Here is a 16,876-nt window from a genome sequence, read left to right on the forward strand (position 1 = left end):
TAGCTGGCACCATGGTCGCGTACCCGACCCCTGCCGGAGGCAGCCCTGTGAATATCGTCCTTTTCCACTCGGCCTACGGTCTGCGCCCCGCCGTGCACGCCGCCGCCGACCGGCTGCGCGCGGCCGGTCACGAGGTGCACGTGCCCGATCTCTACGAGGGCCGCACCACCGAGACCGTGGAGGCGGGCATGGCCGTCAAGGACGAGATCGGCCGCGACGAACTGCTCATGCGGGCCGTCACCGTCTCCGGTCCTCTCTCGGACCAGGGGCTCGTCTACGCGGGCTTCTCACTCGGCGGCTCCATCGCCCAGAACCTCGCCCTGGCCGACACCAACGCGCGCGGGCTGCTGCTCCTGCACGGCACCTCGGACATCGCCGACGACGTCGCCACGGACATCCCCGTCCAGCTGCACGTGGCCGACCCGGACCCCTTCGAGTCCGACGACTGGCTGAACGCCTGGTACCTGCGCATGCGCAAGGCGGGCGCCGATGTCGAGATCCACCGCTACCGGGGCGCGGGCCACCTCTACACCGACCCGGACCTGCACGACTACGACGCGGAGGCGGCCGAGCAGACCTGGGCGATCGCGCTGGACTTCCTGGCGGATCTGGACGCGGACGGTCAGCAGAGCGGTCAGTAGACGGATATGTGCACGTGGTCGTAGTGGTTCAGGGTGATCGAGCCGCGGTCCTCCATGAGCTTCCAGCCCTGCTGCGGCAGCCGGCTGGACCAGATGTGCTGCTCGTAGATGACGTACCAGATGCCGTACTCGCCGGCGTGGTCGCGCACCCAGGCGACGATTTCCTCGCCCAGCGCGTGCGCGTCGCCGGTCGCCCGCTTTCCGGTGGGGCCGAGCATGAAGTCGCAGGCGCGGCCGAGGGGATGCTCGCCGCCGCCGGGTATGCCGCCGTCCTTGCGGTAGCAGCCGGGGGTGCCCTTGAGGCCGAACTCCTTGACCACGGCGTCGCGGACGGCCTTCATGCGGGGGGTGATGTGGTCAGGGCCCTCGGGCTCCTCCTTCTCCCAGCTCGCGGCCCGGACCTGTGCCCGCAGCGTTGGCCAGGCGACGGCTGCCAGCACCAGGCCGCCGACCAGCGCGATGGTCAGAACGGCCTTGCGCATGCGGCCCCCGCGTCCCCGCCCCTTGGTCTTCTCCACGGGACGAGAACGCGGGGTGACGGGCATTGGTGCCCGTGAGGCCCTGCGGTGGGTGCGTCAGCTCGCGCGGTAGGCGCTCCACTGGCTTGCCATGCGGGACACCTGGCCTGCGGTGAACTGGTACATGCAGGAGTCGTAGGTGTAGTCCATGAAGTTGTGGATCGGGTCGACACCGCTGTACGAGGTGCAGGTGTCACGGCCGGTCGGGCACTCGTACGCGGCGCTGGACTCGCGCGGGGTGTCGGAGACGGAGTCGCCGGTGGAGCCGCAGGCGCCCTGGAAGGTGTGGTAGAGGCCCATCCAGTGGCCGACCTCGTGGGTGGCGGTGTCGCCCTCGTTGTAGTTGGTGGTGGAGCCGCCGGGGATGGAGGTGTTGAGGATGACGACGCCGTCGTAGGTCTTGTTGGACGCGTACGAGCTGGGGAAGGTGGCCCAGCCGAGGAGGTCGTCCGAGAGGTTGGCGGAGTAGATGTTGAGGGCTCCGGCGCCGCCCTTGCGCAGGGTGGACTTCATGGTCTTCTCGGCGGTGGAGCCGTCGGTGAGGTTGTACCAGGTGGAGTTGCTGGTGTAGTCGGTGCCGGCGAGGCTGAACTGGAAGCCGGAGTCGACGTTGCCGGTGCCGGAGCCCGCGTAGGCGGCGTTGAGGACGGAGATCTGGCCGGCTATCTGGCTGGCGGTGAGCGAGCCGGTGGTGCCGCTGGTGATGACGTGCCAGTAGACCGGGATGGTCGTGGTGGCGGCGGCCGTGATGGCGGACTTCTTGGCGCCGGCGGTGAGGGCGGCGCGGGCCTTGGCCTGGGCGACGCGCTTGGCCAGGTCGGCGTTCATCGACTTGACCTGGGCCGCCGTCAGCTCGCCGGGCTCGTGGGCGGTGGAGCCCTTGGGCTTGCGGGCCCCGGCGTCGGCGTCGGTGGCGCAGTCCGCGGAGGCAGCCGCCTCGGTGGCTCTGGTCTGCGCGGATGCGCTGCTGACGGTGGCCGTGGCGCCGGAGAGCGGCAGCAGGGCAAGAGTTCCTGCCATGGCGGCGAGACCGACGAGGCGGCGGGGGCGGCTTGAGACGTGGGGGGTGGTGCGGGCAGTGCGGAACATGTGGGGGACACTCCTCGCTTGCTGACGGAGAGGTTTTCCTCCCGTTCGCCGGAGGTTATGTGTCCATGCCAGAACCGGTGCAGGTCCGAACCGGCCCATTGGCAAAGGGAGGGTAATCCCTAGGTATGCAATGGCTTTGACACACGGGGCGGGCGAAATGTCTGGAATCAAGGCCTCGTAAGCCTCCGTCACCCGCCCCGCGTGATCTTCGGTTAACGCTGGGAATGGCTGAAAATCGATGGCTTGGGAGGATCAGCTCACGGCTGTGTACACCCGCTCGACTTTCTGTGTGCCGGCTGTGGTGCGGTAGGAGCGCTTCCAGGTGGAGGTGGCCGCGGGGTCTGTGCGGTCGGAGAGCACGTAGTAGTCCATTTGCGCGCGGGCCGCGGTGATGTCGAGGACGCCGTAGCCATGGGAGTCGGTATCGAGCCACTTGACATGGCGGTTGGCCGCCTGGATCGCGGCTGCGGCGATGACGGAGACCGTGCCCGGGGCGACCTTGAGGATGTCGTCGAGGTTGTCCGAGGTCACCGAGGTCACGACGAACTCCGTGGCGGCGGAGGGCGAGAGCGGATAGGTGGCCGCCTTCACCGGGACGTCGTTGGCCCAGGCCATGTGGATGTCGCCGGTCAGGAAGACGGTGTTGCCGATGCCGTTGTCGTGGAGGTGCGCGAGCAGTTCGCGGCGGTCGTCGGTGTAGCCGTCCCACTGGTCGGTGTTGATGGCCAGGCCCTCCTTGGGCAGGCCCAGCAGCTCGTCCAGGGGCTCCAGGAGATAGGAGGGGAGGGAGCCGAAGGCGACCGGGCTGATCATGACCGAGTTGCCGATCAGCCGCCAGGCGGTGTCGGAGGCGGTCAGGCCGGCCTTCAGCCAGTCGAGCTGCGCCCGGCCGGTGATCGTACGGTCCGGGTCGTCCACGGCCCCGGTGCCGGTCGTGGCCTGCTGCGAGCGGAACGAGCGCAGGTCCAGCAGCGACAGGTCGGCCAGCTTGCCGAAGCGCAGCCTGCGGTAGGTGGTGCCCGCGATGGAGGGGCGGACCGGCATCCACTCGAAGTACGCCTGCTTCGCCGCCGCCTGGCGGTCGGTCCAGGCGCCCTCGGCGCCCTCGGTGTGGTTCTCGGCGCCCCCGGACCAGGCGTCGTTGGCGAACTCGTGGTCGTCCCAGATCGCGATGACCGGGGCCTTGGCGTGCAGCGCCTGCAGATCCGGGTCGGTCTTGTAACGGCCGTGCCGGGTGCGGTAGTCGGCGAGCGTGATGATCTCGTTGGCGGGCGCGTGCTCGCGGACCACGGTGCCCCGGGCGGCGTACTCGCCCGTCTTGTACTCGTAGATGTAGTCGCCGAGGTGCAGCCAGGCGTCCAGGTCCGTGCGGGCGGCGAGGTGGCGGTACGAGGAGAAGTAGCCCGCCTCCCAGTTGGCGCAGGACACGACGCCGAACCGCAGCCCGCTGACGGTGGCGCCTTCGGCGGGGGCGGTACGGGTCCGGGCGGCGGGGGAGTGCGTACCGCCGCTGGAGAAGCGGAACCAGTAGTCCGTGGCCGGCTTCAGACCGCGGATGTCCGCCTTGACGGTGTGGTCCGTGGCGGCCGTGGCGGTCGTCGAGCCGCTCGCGACAACGGAGTTGAAGGCCTTGTCGGTGGCGACTGTCCAGCCGACCTCGGTGTCCGGGCCGAGACCCGAGCCGGGGACCGCCTCGGCGGTCGGCGTCACCCGGGTCCACAGCAGGATCCCGTCGGGCAGTGGGTCGCCGGACGCCACGCCGTGCAGGAAGGCGGGGGCGGCGGTGTCCGCGTGGGCGGCGGTGGCCGCCGCCAGGGGTATCAGCGCGGCCCCGGCGGCGGCAGCTTTGACAACTGTGCGGCGGGTGGGAACAGATGTGGTCGATGAGGTCACGGGCGAAGATTATTCCCGCGTAGTTACGCGCCAGTAACCCCTGTGCCAAGGGTGTTCCGAAGTGTTCGACGGAACTTCGCCTGCTGGTCCCCGGCCGGACGACGACCGGGGACCAGCGATGGCCTGCGGGGCCCGCTACTTGGCGAGCTGCGCCTTGATCGCCGCCTCGAACTGGTCGGCGGTCATGGACTGCGGGTTCGAGATGGCGGTGCCGTCCAGCTTGACGGTCGGCGTACCGGTGATCCCGTCGCTGTCGAACTGCGCGGCCATGGTGAGCGCCCACTTGTCGTAGGTGCCGTCCTTGACCGCCTTCTGGAAGGCCTTGTTGTCCTTGAGGGCGGGGACCTTCTGGGCGTACTTGATGAGGTTGGTGTCGCTGCCGAAGGCGTCGGTGGTCTCCTCCGGGTGGATCGCCTTGGAGTAGAGCACCTTGTGGTAGGTGACGAACGCGTCGGTGCTGACGTTCAGGGCCGCGCCGAGCGCGCTCAGCGCGTTCTTGGAGCCCTGGCCCTGGCCGAGGGAGTCGTCCAGGAAGGCGCCCATCGTGTACGACATGTTGTACGTGCCGGCCTTCACGTCGGCCGCCATGGTGTCGCCCGAGGTCTGCTCGAACTGGGCGCAGTACGGGCAGCGCAGGTCCTCGTACACCTTCAGGGTGTGCTTGGCGCTCGCGCTGCCGACGAGGATGGACGTGCCGTTGGTGCCGGAGGAGTGGGCGGGCTTGACCAGCTTCTTGTCCTTGGCCGCCTCCCAGTAGCTCGGCTGGTTCATCTTCACCACGGCGACGGCCACGCCGGCGAGTATCGCCAGGGTGGCGATCACACCGCCGGCGACGAGCAGCTGGCGGCGCAGCTTGTCGCGCTTCGCCTGCTTCTCGCGCTCGGCGCGCAGCCGCTCGCGGGCAGCGGTCTTGGCGGCGAGGCTGTTTCTCTTGCTCATGATCGTTCGTTCTCCGTCTGTGTACCTGTGTACGTGAATGTGGGGGGCTTGCGCGGCTCAGGTGCTACGCCGGGCAGGGCGGCCCACGCCGTACGACGGAGTGCAGAAGCAGGGGCAGCGCGGGGGCGGCGGTGGCCGGCGCCGCATGTGCAGGACGGGCAGAGGGCCGGCGGTACGGCGTCGTGCGCAGGGCGGCCATGGCGACCGCCAGCGGCAGGAAGGCCGTGCGCAGCACCCGGTGCAGGGCGGCCTCGCCGCGCCGCAGCCACAGGGAGGCGGCCAGGCCGACGCCGATGTGGACGGCGAGCAGCAGCCAGGGCGAGGCGGAGTGCCCGGCGGTGGAGCTGCCGAGCCGGCTGCCGACCTCGCCGCCGTGGCAGGTCAGGGCGCGCCAGGAGCCGGTGACGGGGCCGCCGCCGGGGCCGTAGCAGGTGTGCTGGCCGGCGGTGAAGGCGGTGTCGGCGGCGAGTTCGAGCGGGACGAGGAGGGCGGCGATCGCCCAGTAACCGCGCTCGCGGCCGCCGAGGGCGTAGGCGGCGGTGAAGACCAGCACATATGCCCCCGCCACAGTGGTGAGCGGCAGGGGCATATGGGAGAGCAGCACATGGGAGGTGACCGACAGCGTGACGCACAGCGCTGCGAAGAGGGCCGCGCGCAGCGCCCTCAGTATCGGTCCGGTCCCCTCCATGGGGCAGAGTGTGCCACGCCGGTGTGTAAGTAGTACCTAAAGCCTGGTGTTAAAGCCCGACGATCCGGCCGTTGCGGAAGAGGTCGACGAAGGTCTGGTGGTCCGCGCGGGCCTGCGCGCCGTAGGAGTGCGCGAAGTCGACCAGCATGTCGGCGAAGCCGTCCTCGTCCGCCGCGATGGCCGCGTCGATGGCGTCCTCCGTCGAGAAGGGCACCAGCGAGTGGCCGCTCTCGTCCTCGTCCGCCGCCGCGTGCATCCCGGCCGTGGCGCGGCCCAGATCCGCGACGACGGCCTCGATCTGGGCCGGGTCGTCGAGGTCGGACCAGTCCAGGTCCACGGCGTACGGGGACACCTCGGCGACCAGCTGGCCGACGCCGTCGAGCTCGGTCCAGCCCAGGTGCGGGTCCGCGTGGGCCTGGAGGGCGCGCTGTGAGATGACGGTGCGGTGCCCCTCGTGGCGGAAGTAGCCGCGCACGGCGGGGTCGGTGATGTGGCGGGAGACGGCGGGGGTCTGGCCCTGCTTCATGTAGATCACGACATCGTTCTCCAGGGCGTCGGTGTGCCCTTCGAGAAGCAGGTTGTACGAGGGCAGGCCCGCGCTGCCGATGCCGATCCCGCGCCGGCCCACGACGTCCTTGACGCGGTGGCTCTCGGGGCTGATCCGGCTGGTCTCCGGCAGGGTGTGCAGGTAGGCCTCGAAGGCGCGCAGGACCTTGGCGCGGGTGGCCGGGTCCAGCTCGATGGCGCCGCCGCCGGGGGAGAAGCGGCGGTCCCAGTCGCGGATGTCGGTCATGGAGTCGAGCAGGCCGACGCGGGTGGCGGCGCGCGCGCTGCGCAGGGCGTCCAGGAGCGGGCCCTGGGCGGTGTCCAGAGTGAGGGCCGGGACGGACTTGTCGGCGGCGAGGGCGCGGATGCGGTCGCGGTAGGCGGCGGCGTAGGTGCGCACCAGGCCGGAGATGACGTCGTCGGCGAGCGCCTTGGTGTAGCCGATGAGGGCGATGGAGGCGGCGAAGCGCTTGAGGTCCCAGGTGAAGGGGCCGACGTAGGCCTCGTCGAAGTCGTTGACGTTGAAGATCAGCCGGCCGTTGGCGTCCAGGTAGGTGCCGAAGTTCTCGGCGTGCAGGTCGCCGTGGATCCAGACCCGGGAGGTGCGCTCGTCCAGGAACGGGCCGTTGGCGTTGCCGCCGGCGTCGCCGTTGCCGTCCGCCACGTCCGCGTAGAACAGGCAGGCCGTGCCCCGGTAGAAGGCGAAGGCGGAGGCGGCCATCTTGCGGAACTTGACCCGGAAAGCGGCGGGGTCTGCGGCCAGCAGCTCGCCGAAGGCGGTGTCGAAGACCGCCAGAATCTGCTCGCCGCGCGGGTCGATGGCCATGGGTGGGGTGCCTCCTGATCGGGACGTGCGTGGAACATCGGAACCAACGCGTGAGCGTACGCGGAGGTGCCCACGACTGTCGGTGGCGGGACGTAGGATTTCCATCGCCGCCCTTGGAAGTTCACCTACGCCGCCCGGAGGTGTCACTCCCCGTGACAGACCAGCCGTTCACGCATCTGCATGTCCACACGCAGTACTCGCTCCTGGACGGCGCCGCGCGGTTGAAGGACATGTTCAAGGCCTGCAACGAGATGGGCATGTCGCATGTGGCCATCACGGACCACGGCAACCTCCACGGGTCGTACGACTTCTTCCATCAGGCCAAATCCGCCGGGGTCACCCCCGTCATGGGCATCGAGGCCTATCTCGCCCCCGAGTCGCGGCACTACACCAAGCCCGTGAAGTGGGGCGCGCCGCACCAGAAGGGCGACGACGTCTCCGGCGCCGGCGCGTACACCCACATGACCATCTGGGCACGCAACGTCACCGGGCTGCACAACCTCTACCGCGCCCAGTCGCGCGCCTCCTTCGAGGGGTACTTCCGCAAGCCCCGCATGGACCGCGAGCTGCTGTCGCAGTACGCCGAGGGCCTGATGGGCACCACCGGCTGCCCGTCCGGCGAGGTGTCCACCCGCATCCGTCTCGGGCAGATGGACGAGGCGCTGAAGGCGGCCGGGGAGTACCAGGACATCTTCGGCAAGGAGAACTTCTTCGTCGAGATCATGGATCACGACATCGACATCGACCGCCGCGCGCGCGACGGCCTGATGGAGGTCTCCAAGAAGCTCGGCGCGCCCTTCGTCGTCACCAACGACTCGCACTACACCTACGCGCACGAGTCGGCGGCCCACGACACCCTGCTGTGCATCCAGACCGGCTCGAACCTCTCCGACCCCGGCCGCTTCAAGTTCGACGGCTCCGGCTACTACCTGAAGTCCGCCGCCGAGATGTACGCGATCGACTCCTCCGACGCCTGGCAGGACGGCTGCCGCAACAGCCAGCGCCTCATCGCCGACCGGGTCGACATCTCGGGCATGTTCGAGTCGAAGAACCTGATGCCGCGCTTCGAGGTCCCCGAGGGGTACACCGAGGTCAGCTGGTTCCGCGAGGAGGTCGCGCGCGGCATGCAGCGCCGCTTCCCCGGCGGCATCCCGGAGGACCGGCAGAAGCTCGCCGACTACGAGATGGACACCATCGTCCAGATGGGCTTCCCGGGGTACTTCCTCGTCGTCGCCGACTTCATCATGTGGGCCAAGAACAACGGCATCGCCGTCGGCCCCGGGCGAGGATCCGCGGCCGGTTCGATCGTCTCGTACGCGATGGGTATCACCGACCTCGACCCCGTCCCGCACGGGCTGATCTTCGAGCGGTTCCTCAACCCCGAGCGCATCTCCATGCCCGACGTCGACATCGACTTCGACGAACGCCGGCGCGCCGAGGTGATCCGCTACGTCACCGAGAAGTACGGCTCCGACAAGGTCGCCCAGATCGCGACCTACGGCACCATCAAGGCCAAGAACGCGATCAAGGACTCGGCCCGCGTGCTGGGTTACCCGTACGCGGTCGGCGACCGCATCACCAAGGCCATGCCCGCCGACGTCCTCGGCAAGGGCATCCCGCTGTCCGGCATCCTCGACAAGGACCACCCCCGCTACAGCGAGGCGGGCGAGGTCCGGGGGATGTACGAGAACGAGCCGGACGTGAAGAAGGTCATCGACGCCGGACGCGGCATCGAGGGCCTGGTCCGGCAGATGGGCGTGCACGCGGCCGGCGTGATCATGTCCAGCGAGCCGCTGATCGACCACGTGCCGATCTTCTCGCCCAAGAACGACGGCGCGGTCGTCACCCAGTGGGACTACCCGAGCTGCGAGTCGCTCGGCCTGCTGAAGATGGACTTCCTCGGCCTGCGCAACCTGACGATCATGGACGACGCGGTCAAGTCGATCAAGGCCAACAAGGGCATCGACATCGACCTGCTGTCCCTCCCGCTCGACGACCCCAACACATACGCCCTGCTCGGGCGCGGTGACACCCTCGGCGTCTTCCAGTTCGACGGCGGCCCCATGCGCTCCCTCCTGCGCATGATGAAGCCCGACAACTTCGAAGACATCTCCGCCGTCTCGGCCCTGTACCGGCCCGGCCCGATGGGCATGAACTCGCACATCAACTACGCCCTGCGCAAGAACAAGCAGCAGGACATCACCCCGATCCACCCCGAGCTGGAGGAGCCCCTCAAGGAGGTCCTCGGCGTCACCTACGGCCTCATCGTGTACCAGGAGCAGGTGCAGAAGGCCGCCCAGATCCTCGCCGGGTACTCGCTCGGCGAGGCAGACATCCTGCGCCGCGTCATGGGCAAGAAGAAGAAGGAGGAGCTCGACAAGAACTTCGCCTTCTTCCAGGAGGGCTGCAAGAAGAACGGGTACTCCGACGCCGCCATCCAGGCCGTCTGGGACGTCCTGGTCCCCTTCGCCGGTTACGCCTTCAACAAGGCCCACTCGGCCGCGTACGGCCTGGTCTCCTACTGGACCGCCTACCTGAAGGCGAACTACCCGGCCGAGTACATGGCCGGGCTCCTGACCTCGGTCAAGGACGACAAGGACAAGATGGCGCTCTATCTCAACGAGTGCCGCCGCATGAAGATCAAGGTCCTGCCACCGGACGTCAACGAGTCCGACGCCAACTTCACCCCGCGCGGCGACGACACGATCGTCTTCGGCCTCACCGCGGTCCGCAACGTCGGGCAGAACGTCGTGGAGTCGATCGTGCGCTGCCGGAAGTCGAAGGGGAAGTACGAGTCCTTCCCCGACTTCCTGGACAAGGTCGATGTCGTGGTCTGCAACAAGCGGACCGTCGAATCGATGATCAAGGCGGGCGGCTTCGACGAGCTCAACCACACCCGCAAGGGCCTGTCGGCGGTCTTCGAGTCGATGATCGACAACGTCGTCGCGGTCAAGCGCAAGGAGGCCGAGGGGCAGTTCGACCTCTTCGGCGACCTCGGCGGCGACGACGCCGACTCCGGCACCACCTTCGGCCTCGACACCCCGATCGGCGAGGACGAGTGGGAGAAGGGCTTCCTGCTCACCCAGGAGCGGGAGATGCTCGGCCTCTACGTCTCCGACCACCCGCTCTTCGGCATCGAGCACGTCCTCAACGACAAGACCGACGCGGCCATCGCGGCGCTCAACGGCGGTGACTACTCCGACGGCGCGATCGTCACCATCGGCGGCATCATCTCCGGCATGCAGCGCAAGATGACCAAGCAGGGCAACGCCTGGGCCATCGCCACCGTCGAGGACCTGGCCGGCTCCATCGACTGCATGTTCTTCCCCGCCTCGTACCAGCTGGTCTCCACCCAGCTCGTCGAGGACTCGATCGTCTTCGTCAAGGGCCGCCTCGACAAGCGCGAGGACATCCCGCGCCTGGTCGCCATGGAGCTGATGGTCCCCGACCTCACCGACGCCGGCAGGGACGCCCCCGTCACCATCTCCATCCCCACCGTCAAGGTCACCCCGCCCCTGGTCGCCCGCCTCGGCGAGGTCCTCGCCAGCCACAAGGGCAACACCGAGGTCCGCGTCCGCCTCCAGGGCGCCCGCAAGACCACGGTCCTACGCCTCGACCGGCACCGAGTCACCGCCGACCCGGCGCTCTTCGGCGACCTCAAGCAACTGCTCGGGCCGACCTGCCTGGGCGTCGCACAGCAGCAGCAACAGGCGGGCTGAAACGTCTGAGGGGCACGCCCGCGCGCTGGGCGTGCCCCTCTGTCATGCCTGATCCTGATTGTTAGTTGTGGCCGAACTTCTTGCTGCGCTTGTGCGAGACGTGCTGCTCAGCGCCCGGGACCGGCACGGTCTGCTCCTGGGGAGCGGTGGATTTCTGCGTATCCTCGGCCGGCGTGGAGGCCGCATGGCGGCCGTGCTGCTGTCCGGTGCGCTCGCCGCGGTTCTTGTTCTTGCCCATGATCGTTCCTCCTTGGGGGAATCCTTGGATGACGGGCAGCACTCACGTTTCCACGTGAGTACGAAGGTCGCATTTCGGGCAGTCGCTTGGTGAGGACGCCGGGAATAGCCGGAAATCGCCTGGACCGCCACGCCGGTGATCGAGTTCCGGCTACCAACCCCACCGGGTTCGGGCAGACTCGTAGGAATATCCATTCCGGGGGGACGTCAGGACACCGGAAATGAGGGTGAGACCGATGGACCGCTGCGTCGTCCTGGTGGATGCCGGCTACCTGCTGGGCGCCGCCGCGAGCCTGCTGGCCGGGGAGCCCTCACGGTCCCGGATCACCGTTGATCACGCCGCCGTGGTGGCCGGGCTGCGGGAGCGGGCCGAGCTGGAGACGGGGCAGCCGCTGCTGCGGATCTACTGGTTCGACGGCGCCCCCGACCGCGTACCGCAGCCCGAGCACCGGCGGCTGCGGGTCATGCCGCGGGTCACGGTCCGGCTGGGCGCGCTCACCCGTACGGACGGACGCTGGGCGCAGAAGGGCGTCGACGCGGCCATGCACGCCGAGCTGTCCGAGCTCGCCCGGAACCGGGCCTGCTCGGACGTGGTGCTGGTGACCGGCGACGGGGATCTGCTGCCCGGCATGATGTCCGCCAAGGAACACGGGGTGGCGGTGCACCTGTGGGCCGTCCAGGCGGCGGACGGTGACTACAACCAGTCCGAGGACCTGGTCGCCGAGGCGGACGAGCGGCGCGTTCTGGACCGCGAGTGGATCATCCGGGCCATCCGGGCCCGCGAGGTCGCCGGCGCGTGCGCGCCGCCCTCGCCGAGGCCCGAGATCGCGGCGATCCTCTCCGCGCCGCTCCCCGACTCCGCGCGAGGCCACGCCGAGCCGGCCCCGGCCGAGCCCGCCGCGGCCTCGAAGAACGGTGCCGCCGCGACGGAGCAGCCGCCGGCCGGCCACGGCGGCAAGATCGTCCCCACTCCCAAGGACCTAGCCGCCCTCCGCGCCCCCCACCCCGCGCCCGCCGCCTCCGCAGCCCCCAGCGCCACGCTGCGCTGGTCCTCCGACAAAGGCATGGTCGGCGCCCCCGATACCGCTGACAGCAACCTCCCCATGCTCGCCCAGCTCACCACGGCCGAGCAGCGCTGGGCGGACCGCGAGGAGGACATCACCACGGTGTCCGGTGACCCCTTCGAGGTCGGCCAGGTCTTCGCGCGTCGCTGGATCGCGCGGCTGGCCGACTCCGGGCTCGTGCAGCAGCTCTCCGTCGAGTACCCGCGCGTCCCGCATCGGATCGACGGCGAGCTGCTCCGGTACGCGGCGCGCTTCGGGCTCCTCGCGCACAAGGACGACCAGATCGACGAGCACGACCGCTATGCGATCCGCGCGGGCTTCTGGCGCGAGATCGACGCGCGGTCCGTCGCGGAGCACGCGCCCGCCCCCGCGGCCCCCAACCCGGACGCCTGACCGGGAACCCCGGACCCCGGGAACCCGGGGTCCGGGGGAGAAGGCCCGCGCGGAGCGCGTAGGCTCGGTGCTCGTGAGCAAGGGCACGGACCAGGCGTCGGCCGCGCGCGACACGGTGGTCCGTGTGCGCGGGCTGGTGAAGAGCTATCCGGCTGTGCGCGGGCGCCGCGGCGCGGCGACAGCCGCGGTGCGCGCCAGCGACGGGATCGACCTGGACGTCCGGCGCGGGGAGATCTTCGGGCTGCTGGGGCCGAATGGGGCGGGGAAGTCGACCCTGGTACGGCAGCTGACCGGGCTGCTGCGCCCGGACGCGGGGGCGATCGCGATGCTCGGCCACGATCTCGTACGGCATCCGGAGCGGGCCGCGCGCCTGATGGGATACCTCGGCCAGGAATCGATCGCGCTGGACGAGCTTACGGTGGCGCTGGCGGCGGAGACGACGGGCCGGCTGCGGGGCCTGGACACGCGGACGGCGAGGGCCGAGCGGGACGCCGTACTGGAGGAGCTGGGGCTCACCGGGATCGCGGCGCGGCCGATCAAGCGGCTGTCGGGCGGGCAGCGGCGGCTGGCGTGCTTCGCGGCGACGCTGGTGGGGGAGCGGCCGGTGCTGGTGCTGGACGAGCCGACGACGGGGATGGACCCGGTGGCCCGCCGGGCGGTCTGGGCGGCGGTGGACCGGCGCCGGGCGGAGCGCGGGGCGACGGTGCTGCTGGTCACGCACAACGTGATCGAGGCGGAGACGGTGCTCGACCGGGTGGCCGTGATGGACGGCGGCCGGGTGATCGCCTGCGACACGCCGGCCGGGCTGAAGGCGCTGGTCGCGGACGAGGTCCGGCTGGACCTGGTGTGGCGGGACGAGCCGCCGCTGCAGGTGGCGGAGATCGCGGCGCTGCACGAGAGCGCCGCCGTCTCGGGCCGCCGCTGGACGCTGCGGCTGCCGCAGGCGCGGGCCCGGGCGGTGGTGGCCGAGGTGACCGGCGGTCCGGCGTTCGCCGCGCTGGACGATTTCACGCTGGCGACGCCGAGCCTGGAAGATGTGTACCTGGCCCTGGGCGGTCGCCAGAAGGGACTGGTCAAGGCGTGAGCAGGCACCCGGCGGACCCGGCGGAGAGGAGCGGCGCGGTATGACTGTGACCTCCGCAGGAGCGGAAACGAACGCCGTCGCGCTGCCCGTACCCGATGCGGCGGACCCCTGGGCCGACGGCGCTGCCGCGGCCCTCGCGCCGCGCGCGCGGCTGCTGCCCGCGCTGGGAGCGGTGTACCGGGCGCAGCTGTCGAGGGCGAAGGTCGCGCGGATCCCGCTGCTGTTCGTGGCGACCTTCCAGTCCGTTGGGATCATGATCCTCATGCGTGGCGTGGTCGACGGCGGCAGCGAGGCCCGCTCCGTGGTCGCCGGGTCGAGCGTGCTGGTCGTCGCCTTCGTGGCGCTGAATCTGCTGGCCCAGTACTTCGGCCAGCTGCGTGCCTCCGGCGGGCTGGACCACTACGCGACGCTGCCGGTGCCGCCGGCGGCCGTGGTGCTGGGGGCGGCGGGGGCGTACGCGTCCTTCACCGTGCCCGGGACGGTCGCGACGGCGGCGGTGGGCTGCGCGCTCTTCCAGCTGCCGTTCGCGAACCTGTGGGTGCTGGCGGTGGTGATCCCGCTGGCCGGGGCGGCGCTGTCGGGGCTCGGGGCGGCGCTGGGGCTGCTGGCGCCGCGCCAGGAACTGGCCACGCTGTTCGGCCAGTTGGGCATGTCCGCCGCGCTGCTGCTCGGCGTGCTGCCGGCCGCGAACCTGCCGGCGCCGGTGGACTGGGTACGGGATCTGCTGCCGTCCACGTACGGCGTCGAGGCCCTGGCCCGCGCTTTCGACCCGCATCCGGACTGGCTCGCGATGGCCGGGGACCTGTCGGTGTGCGCGGCGGTGGGCGCGGTGTCGCTGGCGGTGGCCACGTGGGCGTACCGGCGGGCCGCCTGCCGGTGACACGCCGCACAGGAGAACCTGGCACGATGGCCAGGTGACCGCACCACTGACCCCTCATGACCACGACCAGGCCGCATGGCCGCAGCCCGTTGGCGAACCGGCGCCGGAGAGGGCCAATGTGACCAGCGCGTTCCTCAGCAGGGCTGTCGAGATCTTCCGCGCAGCGCGTCTCAGCGCGCTGGTGGCGGTCGTTTTCGGGGTGGCGCTGGGGCTGCTGTGGCTGTGGCTGGCCCCGCGCGTTCCCGTGTACGCCAACGACGGCGCCGTCTATCTGCAGGACGCCGAGGGCGAGCAGGTGGCGGGCATCGACGGCACGTTCATGCTGCTGTCGCTGGCCCTCGGGGTGATCAGCGCGATTCTGGCCTTCTGGCGCTTCCGTACCGGCGGTGTGGCGGTCGTGATCGGCCTGGCGGTCGGCTCGCTGCTCGGGGCGGTCATCGGCTGGCGCCTCGGGATCTGGCTGGGACCGGAGGACCTCGTCTCGCAGGCCAAGGCGGTCGGGAACAACAAGGTCTTCGACGCACCGCTGGAGCTGCACGCCAAGGGCGCGCTGCTGGTCTGGCCGATCGCGTCCACCCTGGCCCACCTCGGCATCACCACGGCCTTCGGCCCCCGCGACCCCGAGCCGCTGCCGGACTGGGACGTCCCGGAACCGACGGACACCACCCCGCAGGCCTGACCCTTACGCCGGGCGCCTGCCGTGGTTCGCCCGGCGCTTCCTGAGCCGCCACTTGCGCTTGCGCGTGCGTTTGGACACTGCCCCCTGCCCCCTGCCCCCTGCCCCCTGCCTCGCGGGCATGCGCCCGCGTCTTTCGCAGAGTGCGCCCGCTTGCGGGGCGCGTCCAGGGGTCGGGCAGGTTCAGGCGGCGTCGGCCGTGTGAGTCGTGTGAGCCGGGGCCTTGTTGGCCTCGTCGAGGGCGGCCGCGAGCGTGGCGGTGGGGCCGATGACGACGGCGGCCAGCACCTTGGCGACAATTCCGAGGTTGCGCATGACGGACTTCCCTTCCGCGTGACTCCGATGTAACTGCGTTACGGGAAATCCTCGCCGAGCCGGCTGTGCCGGTGCCCTGACCGGTCTGTGCGTCAGCTGGCAGATCGGTCAGGTCACGCCCGGCCGATGGGCGCCGTCACGGCCCCCGTCAGCGCCACCAGATCGGCCGGGGCGAGCTCCACATCGAGGCCGCGCTTGCCCGCCGACACGAACACCGTGTCGTGGCCCAGTGCGGAGGCGTCCACGACCGTCGGCAGCCGTTTGCGCTGCCCCAGGGGCGAGATGCCGCCCCGGACGTAGCCGGTGGTGCGCTCGGCGGCGGCCGGGTCGGCCATGGCGGCGCGCTTGCCGCCGGTGGCTGCGGCAAGGGCCTTGAGGTCGAGCGAGCCGGCGACGGGGACGACGGCCACGGTGAGGGAGCCGTCGATGTCGGCGACGAGGGTCTTGAAGACCCGCTCGGGGGAGGTGCCGAGGGCCTGGGCGGCCTCCTCGCCGTAGCCGAGGGCGGCGGAGGGGTCGTGGTCGTAGGCATGGAGCGTGAAGGCGGTGCCGGCCTTCTCCAGAACCACGGTGGCGGGGGTGCCGCCGGAGCCCGACGGGGACTTCTTCTTGGCCATGGGTACGCGTTCCGTAGGAATTGGTCAGTTGGGGCTGGGGGCCTGCCGGGTGAGCTCGACGGCGGGCAGGGTGCGGAGCTTACCGATGACGGCGGCCTCGCGGCGCAGCAGGCGCAGCTCCTCGGTCAGGCGGGTGGCGGTGTCCGGGGCTTCGAGGAGGGACTGCTTGGCGGGGGTGTCCAGGACGGTTGCGGCGGCGACCAGGAAGGACAGCACGGACGGCTCGTCGGGCAGCTCGCGGCCGGAGCCGGAGGCGAGGGTGCGCTCGCGGGCTCCGGCAACCCGCTTCTGGTACGTACGGAAGGCCCGGGCGACCCCCGCGGCCAGGGCGCCGGAGCCCTCGCCGGGCTGCTCGGGCAGGTCCTCGATCTCGCCCACGAGGTACGGGCCGCTCGCGTCCACCGAGAGCAGCCGGAAGCGGGTGGTGCCGCTGGCGACCATCTCGAAGCCGCCGTCCTCGCGCTCGCCGATCGTGGCGGCCTCGGCCGCGCAGCCCACCGTGAACAGCGCCTGGGCCGGGTCCGGCCCGAATCCGGCGGCCGCGCCCTCGTCCTGTGAGTCCTTCGACGCGACCTCGTGGCCGTCGCGGATGGCGACGACGCCGAAGCGGCGGGGCGCCTCCTCCGGGAGGGCGATCAGGTCGCGTACGAGAGCGCGGTACCGCTCCTCGAAGACGTTCAGCGGCAGCACGAGGCCGGGGAACAGCACCGAATTGAGCGGAAAGAGCGGGATGCGAGCGGTCACAGTCGGC

16 protein-coding genes are annotated in these 16,876 nt (G+C 70.5%); 6 read left to right on the forward strand and 10 right to left on the reverse strand.

Translation table 11 applies throughout. The annotated features are described in order from the left end of the window. Nucleotides 1-11 precede the first annotated feature (11 nt). Nucleotides 12-641: a dienelactone hydrolase family protein gene (locus OG607_RS34985; RefSeq protein WP_405737246.1), complete on the forward strand. Its 630-nt coding sequence runs from the start codon at nt 12-14 to the stop codon at nt 639-641. Here OG607_RS34985 and OG607_RS34990 read toward each other — a convergent pair. The 6 genes from OG607_RS34990 to OG607_RS35015 all read right to left on the reverse strand — a co-directional run bounded on the left by OG607_RS34990 (nt 635) and on the right by OG607_RS35015 (nt 7,140). Beyond that, complete coding sequence (locus tag OG607_RS34990; protein WP_405732096.1) at nt 635-1,123, reverse strand: hypothetical protein; 489 nt, start codon at nt 1,121-1,123, stop codon at nt 635-637. The two genes, OG607_RS34985 and OG607_RS34990, sit on opposite strands and share 7 nt — an antisense overlap. Nucleotides 1,124-1,216: 93 nt before the next feature. Next, the gene (locus OG607_RS34995) at nt 1,217-2,248 is read right to left on the reverse strand and encodes a zinc metalloprotease (RefSeq protein ID WP_405732099.1); all 1,032 of its coding nucleotides are present in this window, start codon (nt 2,246-2,248) and stop codon (nt 1,217-1,219) included. A 252-nt stretch (nt 2,249-2,500) separates the two neighbouring features. Beyond that, on the reverse strand, nt 2,501-4,141 hold the full coding sequence (locus OG607_RS35000) for an alkaline phosphatase D family protein (protein ID WP_405732102.1): 1,641 nt from the start codon (nt 4,139-4,141) through the stop codon (nt 2,501-2,503). A 135-nt stretch (nt 4,142-4,276) separates the two neighbouring features. Continuing rightward, nucleotides 4,277-5,080, reverse strand: coding sequence for a thioredoxin domain-containing protein (locus tag OG607_RS35005; protein WP_405732105.1), 804 nt, complete (start codon nt 5,078-5,080; stop codon nt 4,277-4,279). Between the two features lie 64 nt (nt 5,081-5,144). Beyond that, nucleotides 5,145-5,768, reverse strand: a complete 624-nt coding sequence (locus OG607_RS35010; RefSeq protein ID WP_405732108.1) for a hypothetical protein — start codon at nt 5,766-5,768, stop codon at nt 5,145-5,147. 49 nt (nt 5,769-5,817) lie between these two features. After that, nucleotides 5,818-7,140 (reverse strand): DUF2252 domain-containing protein, encoded by a 1,323-nt coding sequence (locus tag OG607_RS35015; protein ID WP_405732111.1) that lies wholly within the window; start codon nt 7,138-7,140, stop codon nt 5,818-5,820. A 152-nt stretch (nt 7,141-7,292) separates the two neighbouring features. Between OG607_RS35015 and dnaE the strand changes: the two genes are divergently transcribed. Then, on the forward strand, nt 7,293-10,859 hold the full coding sequence (gene dnaE / locus OG607_RS35020) for a DNA polymerase III subunit alpha (protein WP_405732113.1): 3,567 nt from the start codon (nt 7,293-7,295) through the stop codon (nt 10,857-10,859). 61 nt (nt 10,860-10,920) lie between these two features. Here dnaE and OG607_RS35025 read toward each other — a convergent pair whose 3' ends face one another. Continuing rightward, a complete protein-coding gene (locus OG607_RS35025) occupies nt 10,921-11,097 on the reverse strand; it encodes a hypothetical protein (RefSeq protein ID WP_405732116.1) in 177 nt (58 codons plus the stop codon). Nucleotides 11,098-11,332: 235 nt separating this feature from the next. Here OG607_RS35025 and OG607_RS35030 point away from each other — a divergent pair, with 235 nt between their 5' ends. From OG607_RS35030 to OG607_RS35045, 4 genes are all read left to right on the forward strand, one after another. Beyond that, nucleotides 11,333-12,553 (forward strand): NYN domain-containing protein, encoded by a 1,221-nt coding sequence (locus tag OG607_RS35030; protein ID WP_405737248.1) that lies wholly within the window; start codon nt 11,333-11,335, stop codon nt 12,551-12,553. Between the two features lie 73 nt (nt 12,554-12,626). Beyond that, complete coding sequence (locus tag OG607_RS35035; protein ID WP_405732119.1) at nt 12,627-13,637, forward strand: ABC transporter ATP-binding protein; 1,011 nt, start codon at nt 12,627-12,629, stop codon at nt 13,635-13,637. A gap of 40 nt (nt 13,638-13,677) precedes the next feature. Next, complete coding sequence (locus OG607_RS35040; protein WP_405732121.1) at nt 13,678-14,517, forward strand: ABC transporter permease; 840 nt, start codon at nt 13,678-13,680, stop codon at nt 14,515-14,517. Between the two features lie 34 nt (nt 14,518-14,551). Next, nucleotides 14,552-15,196, forward strand: a complete 645-nt coding sequence (locus tag OG607_RS35045; RefSeq protein WP_405732124.1) for a hypothetical protein — start codon at nt 14,552-14,554, stop codon at nt 15,194-15,196. A 180-nt stretch (nt 15,197-15,376) separates the two neighbouring features. Here OG607_RS35045 and OG607_RS35050 read toward each other — a convergent pair whose 3' ends face one another. From OG607_RS35050 to OG607_RS35060, 3 genes are all read right to left on the reverse strand, one after another. Continuing rightward, nucleotides 15,377-15,508, reverse strand: a complete 132-nt coding sequence (locus OG607_RS35050) for a hypothetical protein (RefSeq protein WP_405732126.1) — start codon at nt 15,506-15,508, stop codon at nt 15,377-15,379. Between the two features lie 113 nt (nt 15,509-15,621). Next, nucleotides 15,622-16,125, reverse strand: a complete 504-nt coding sequence (gene ybaK, locus OG607_RS35055; RefSeq protein WP_405732129.1) for a Cys-tRNA(Pro) deacylase — start codon at nt 16,123-16,125, stop codon at nt 15,622-15,624. 24 nt (nt 16,126-16,149) lie between these two features. Beyond that, nucleotides 16,150-16,869, reverse strand: coding sequence for an LON peptidase substrate-binding domain-containing protein (locus tag OG607_RS35060; RefSeq protein WP_405732132.1), 720 nt, complete (start codon nt 16,867-16,869; stop codon nt 16,150-16,152). Nucleotides 16,870-16,876 lie beyond the last annotated feature (7 nt).

It is taken from the genome of Streptomyces sp. NBC_01537, from assembly GCF_045040445.1.
Lineage (GTDB): Bacteria > Actinomycetota > Actinomycetes > Streptomycetales > Streptomycetaceae > Actinacidiphila.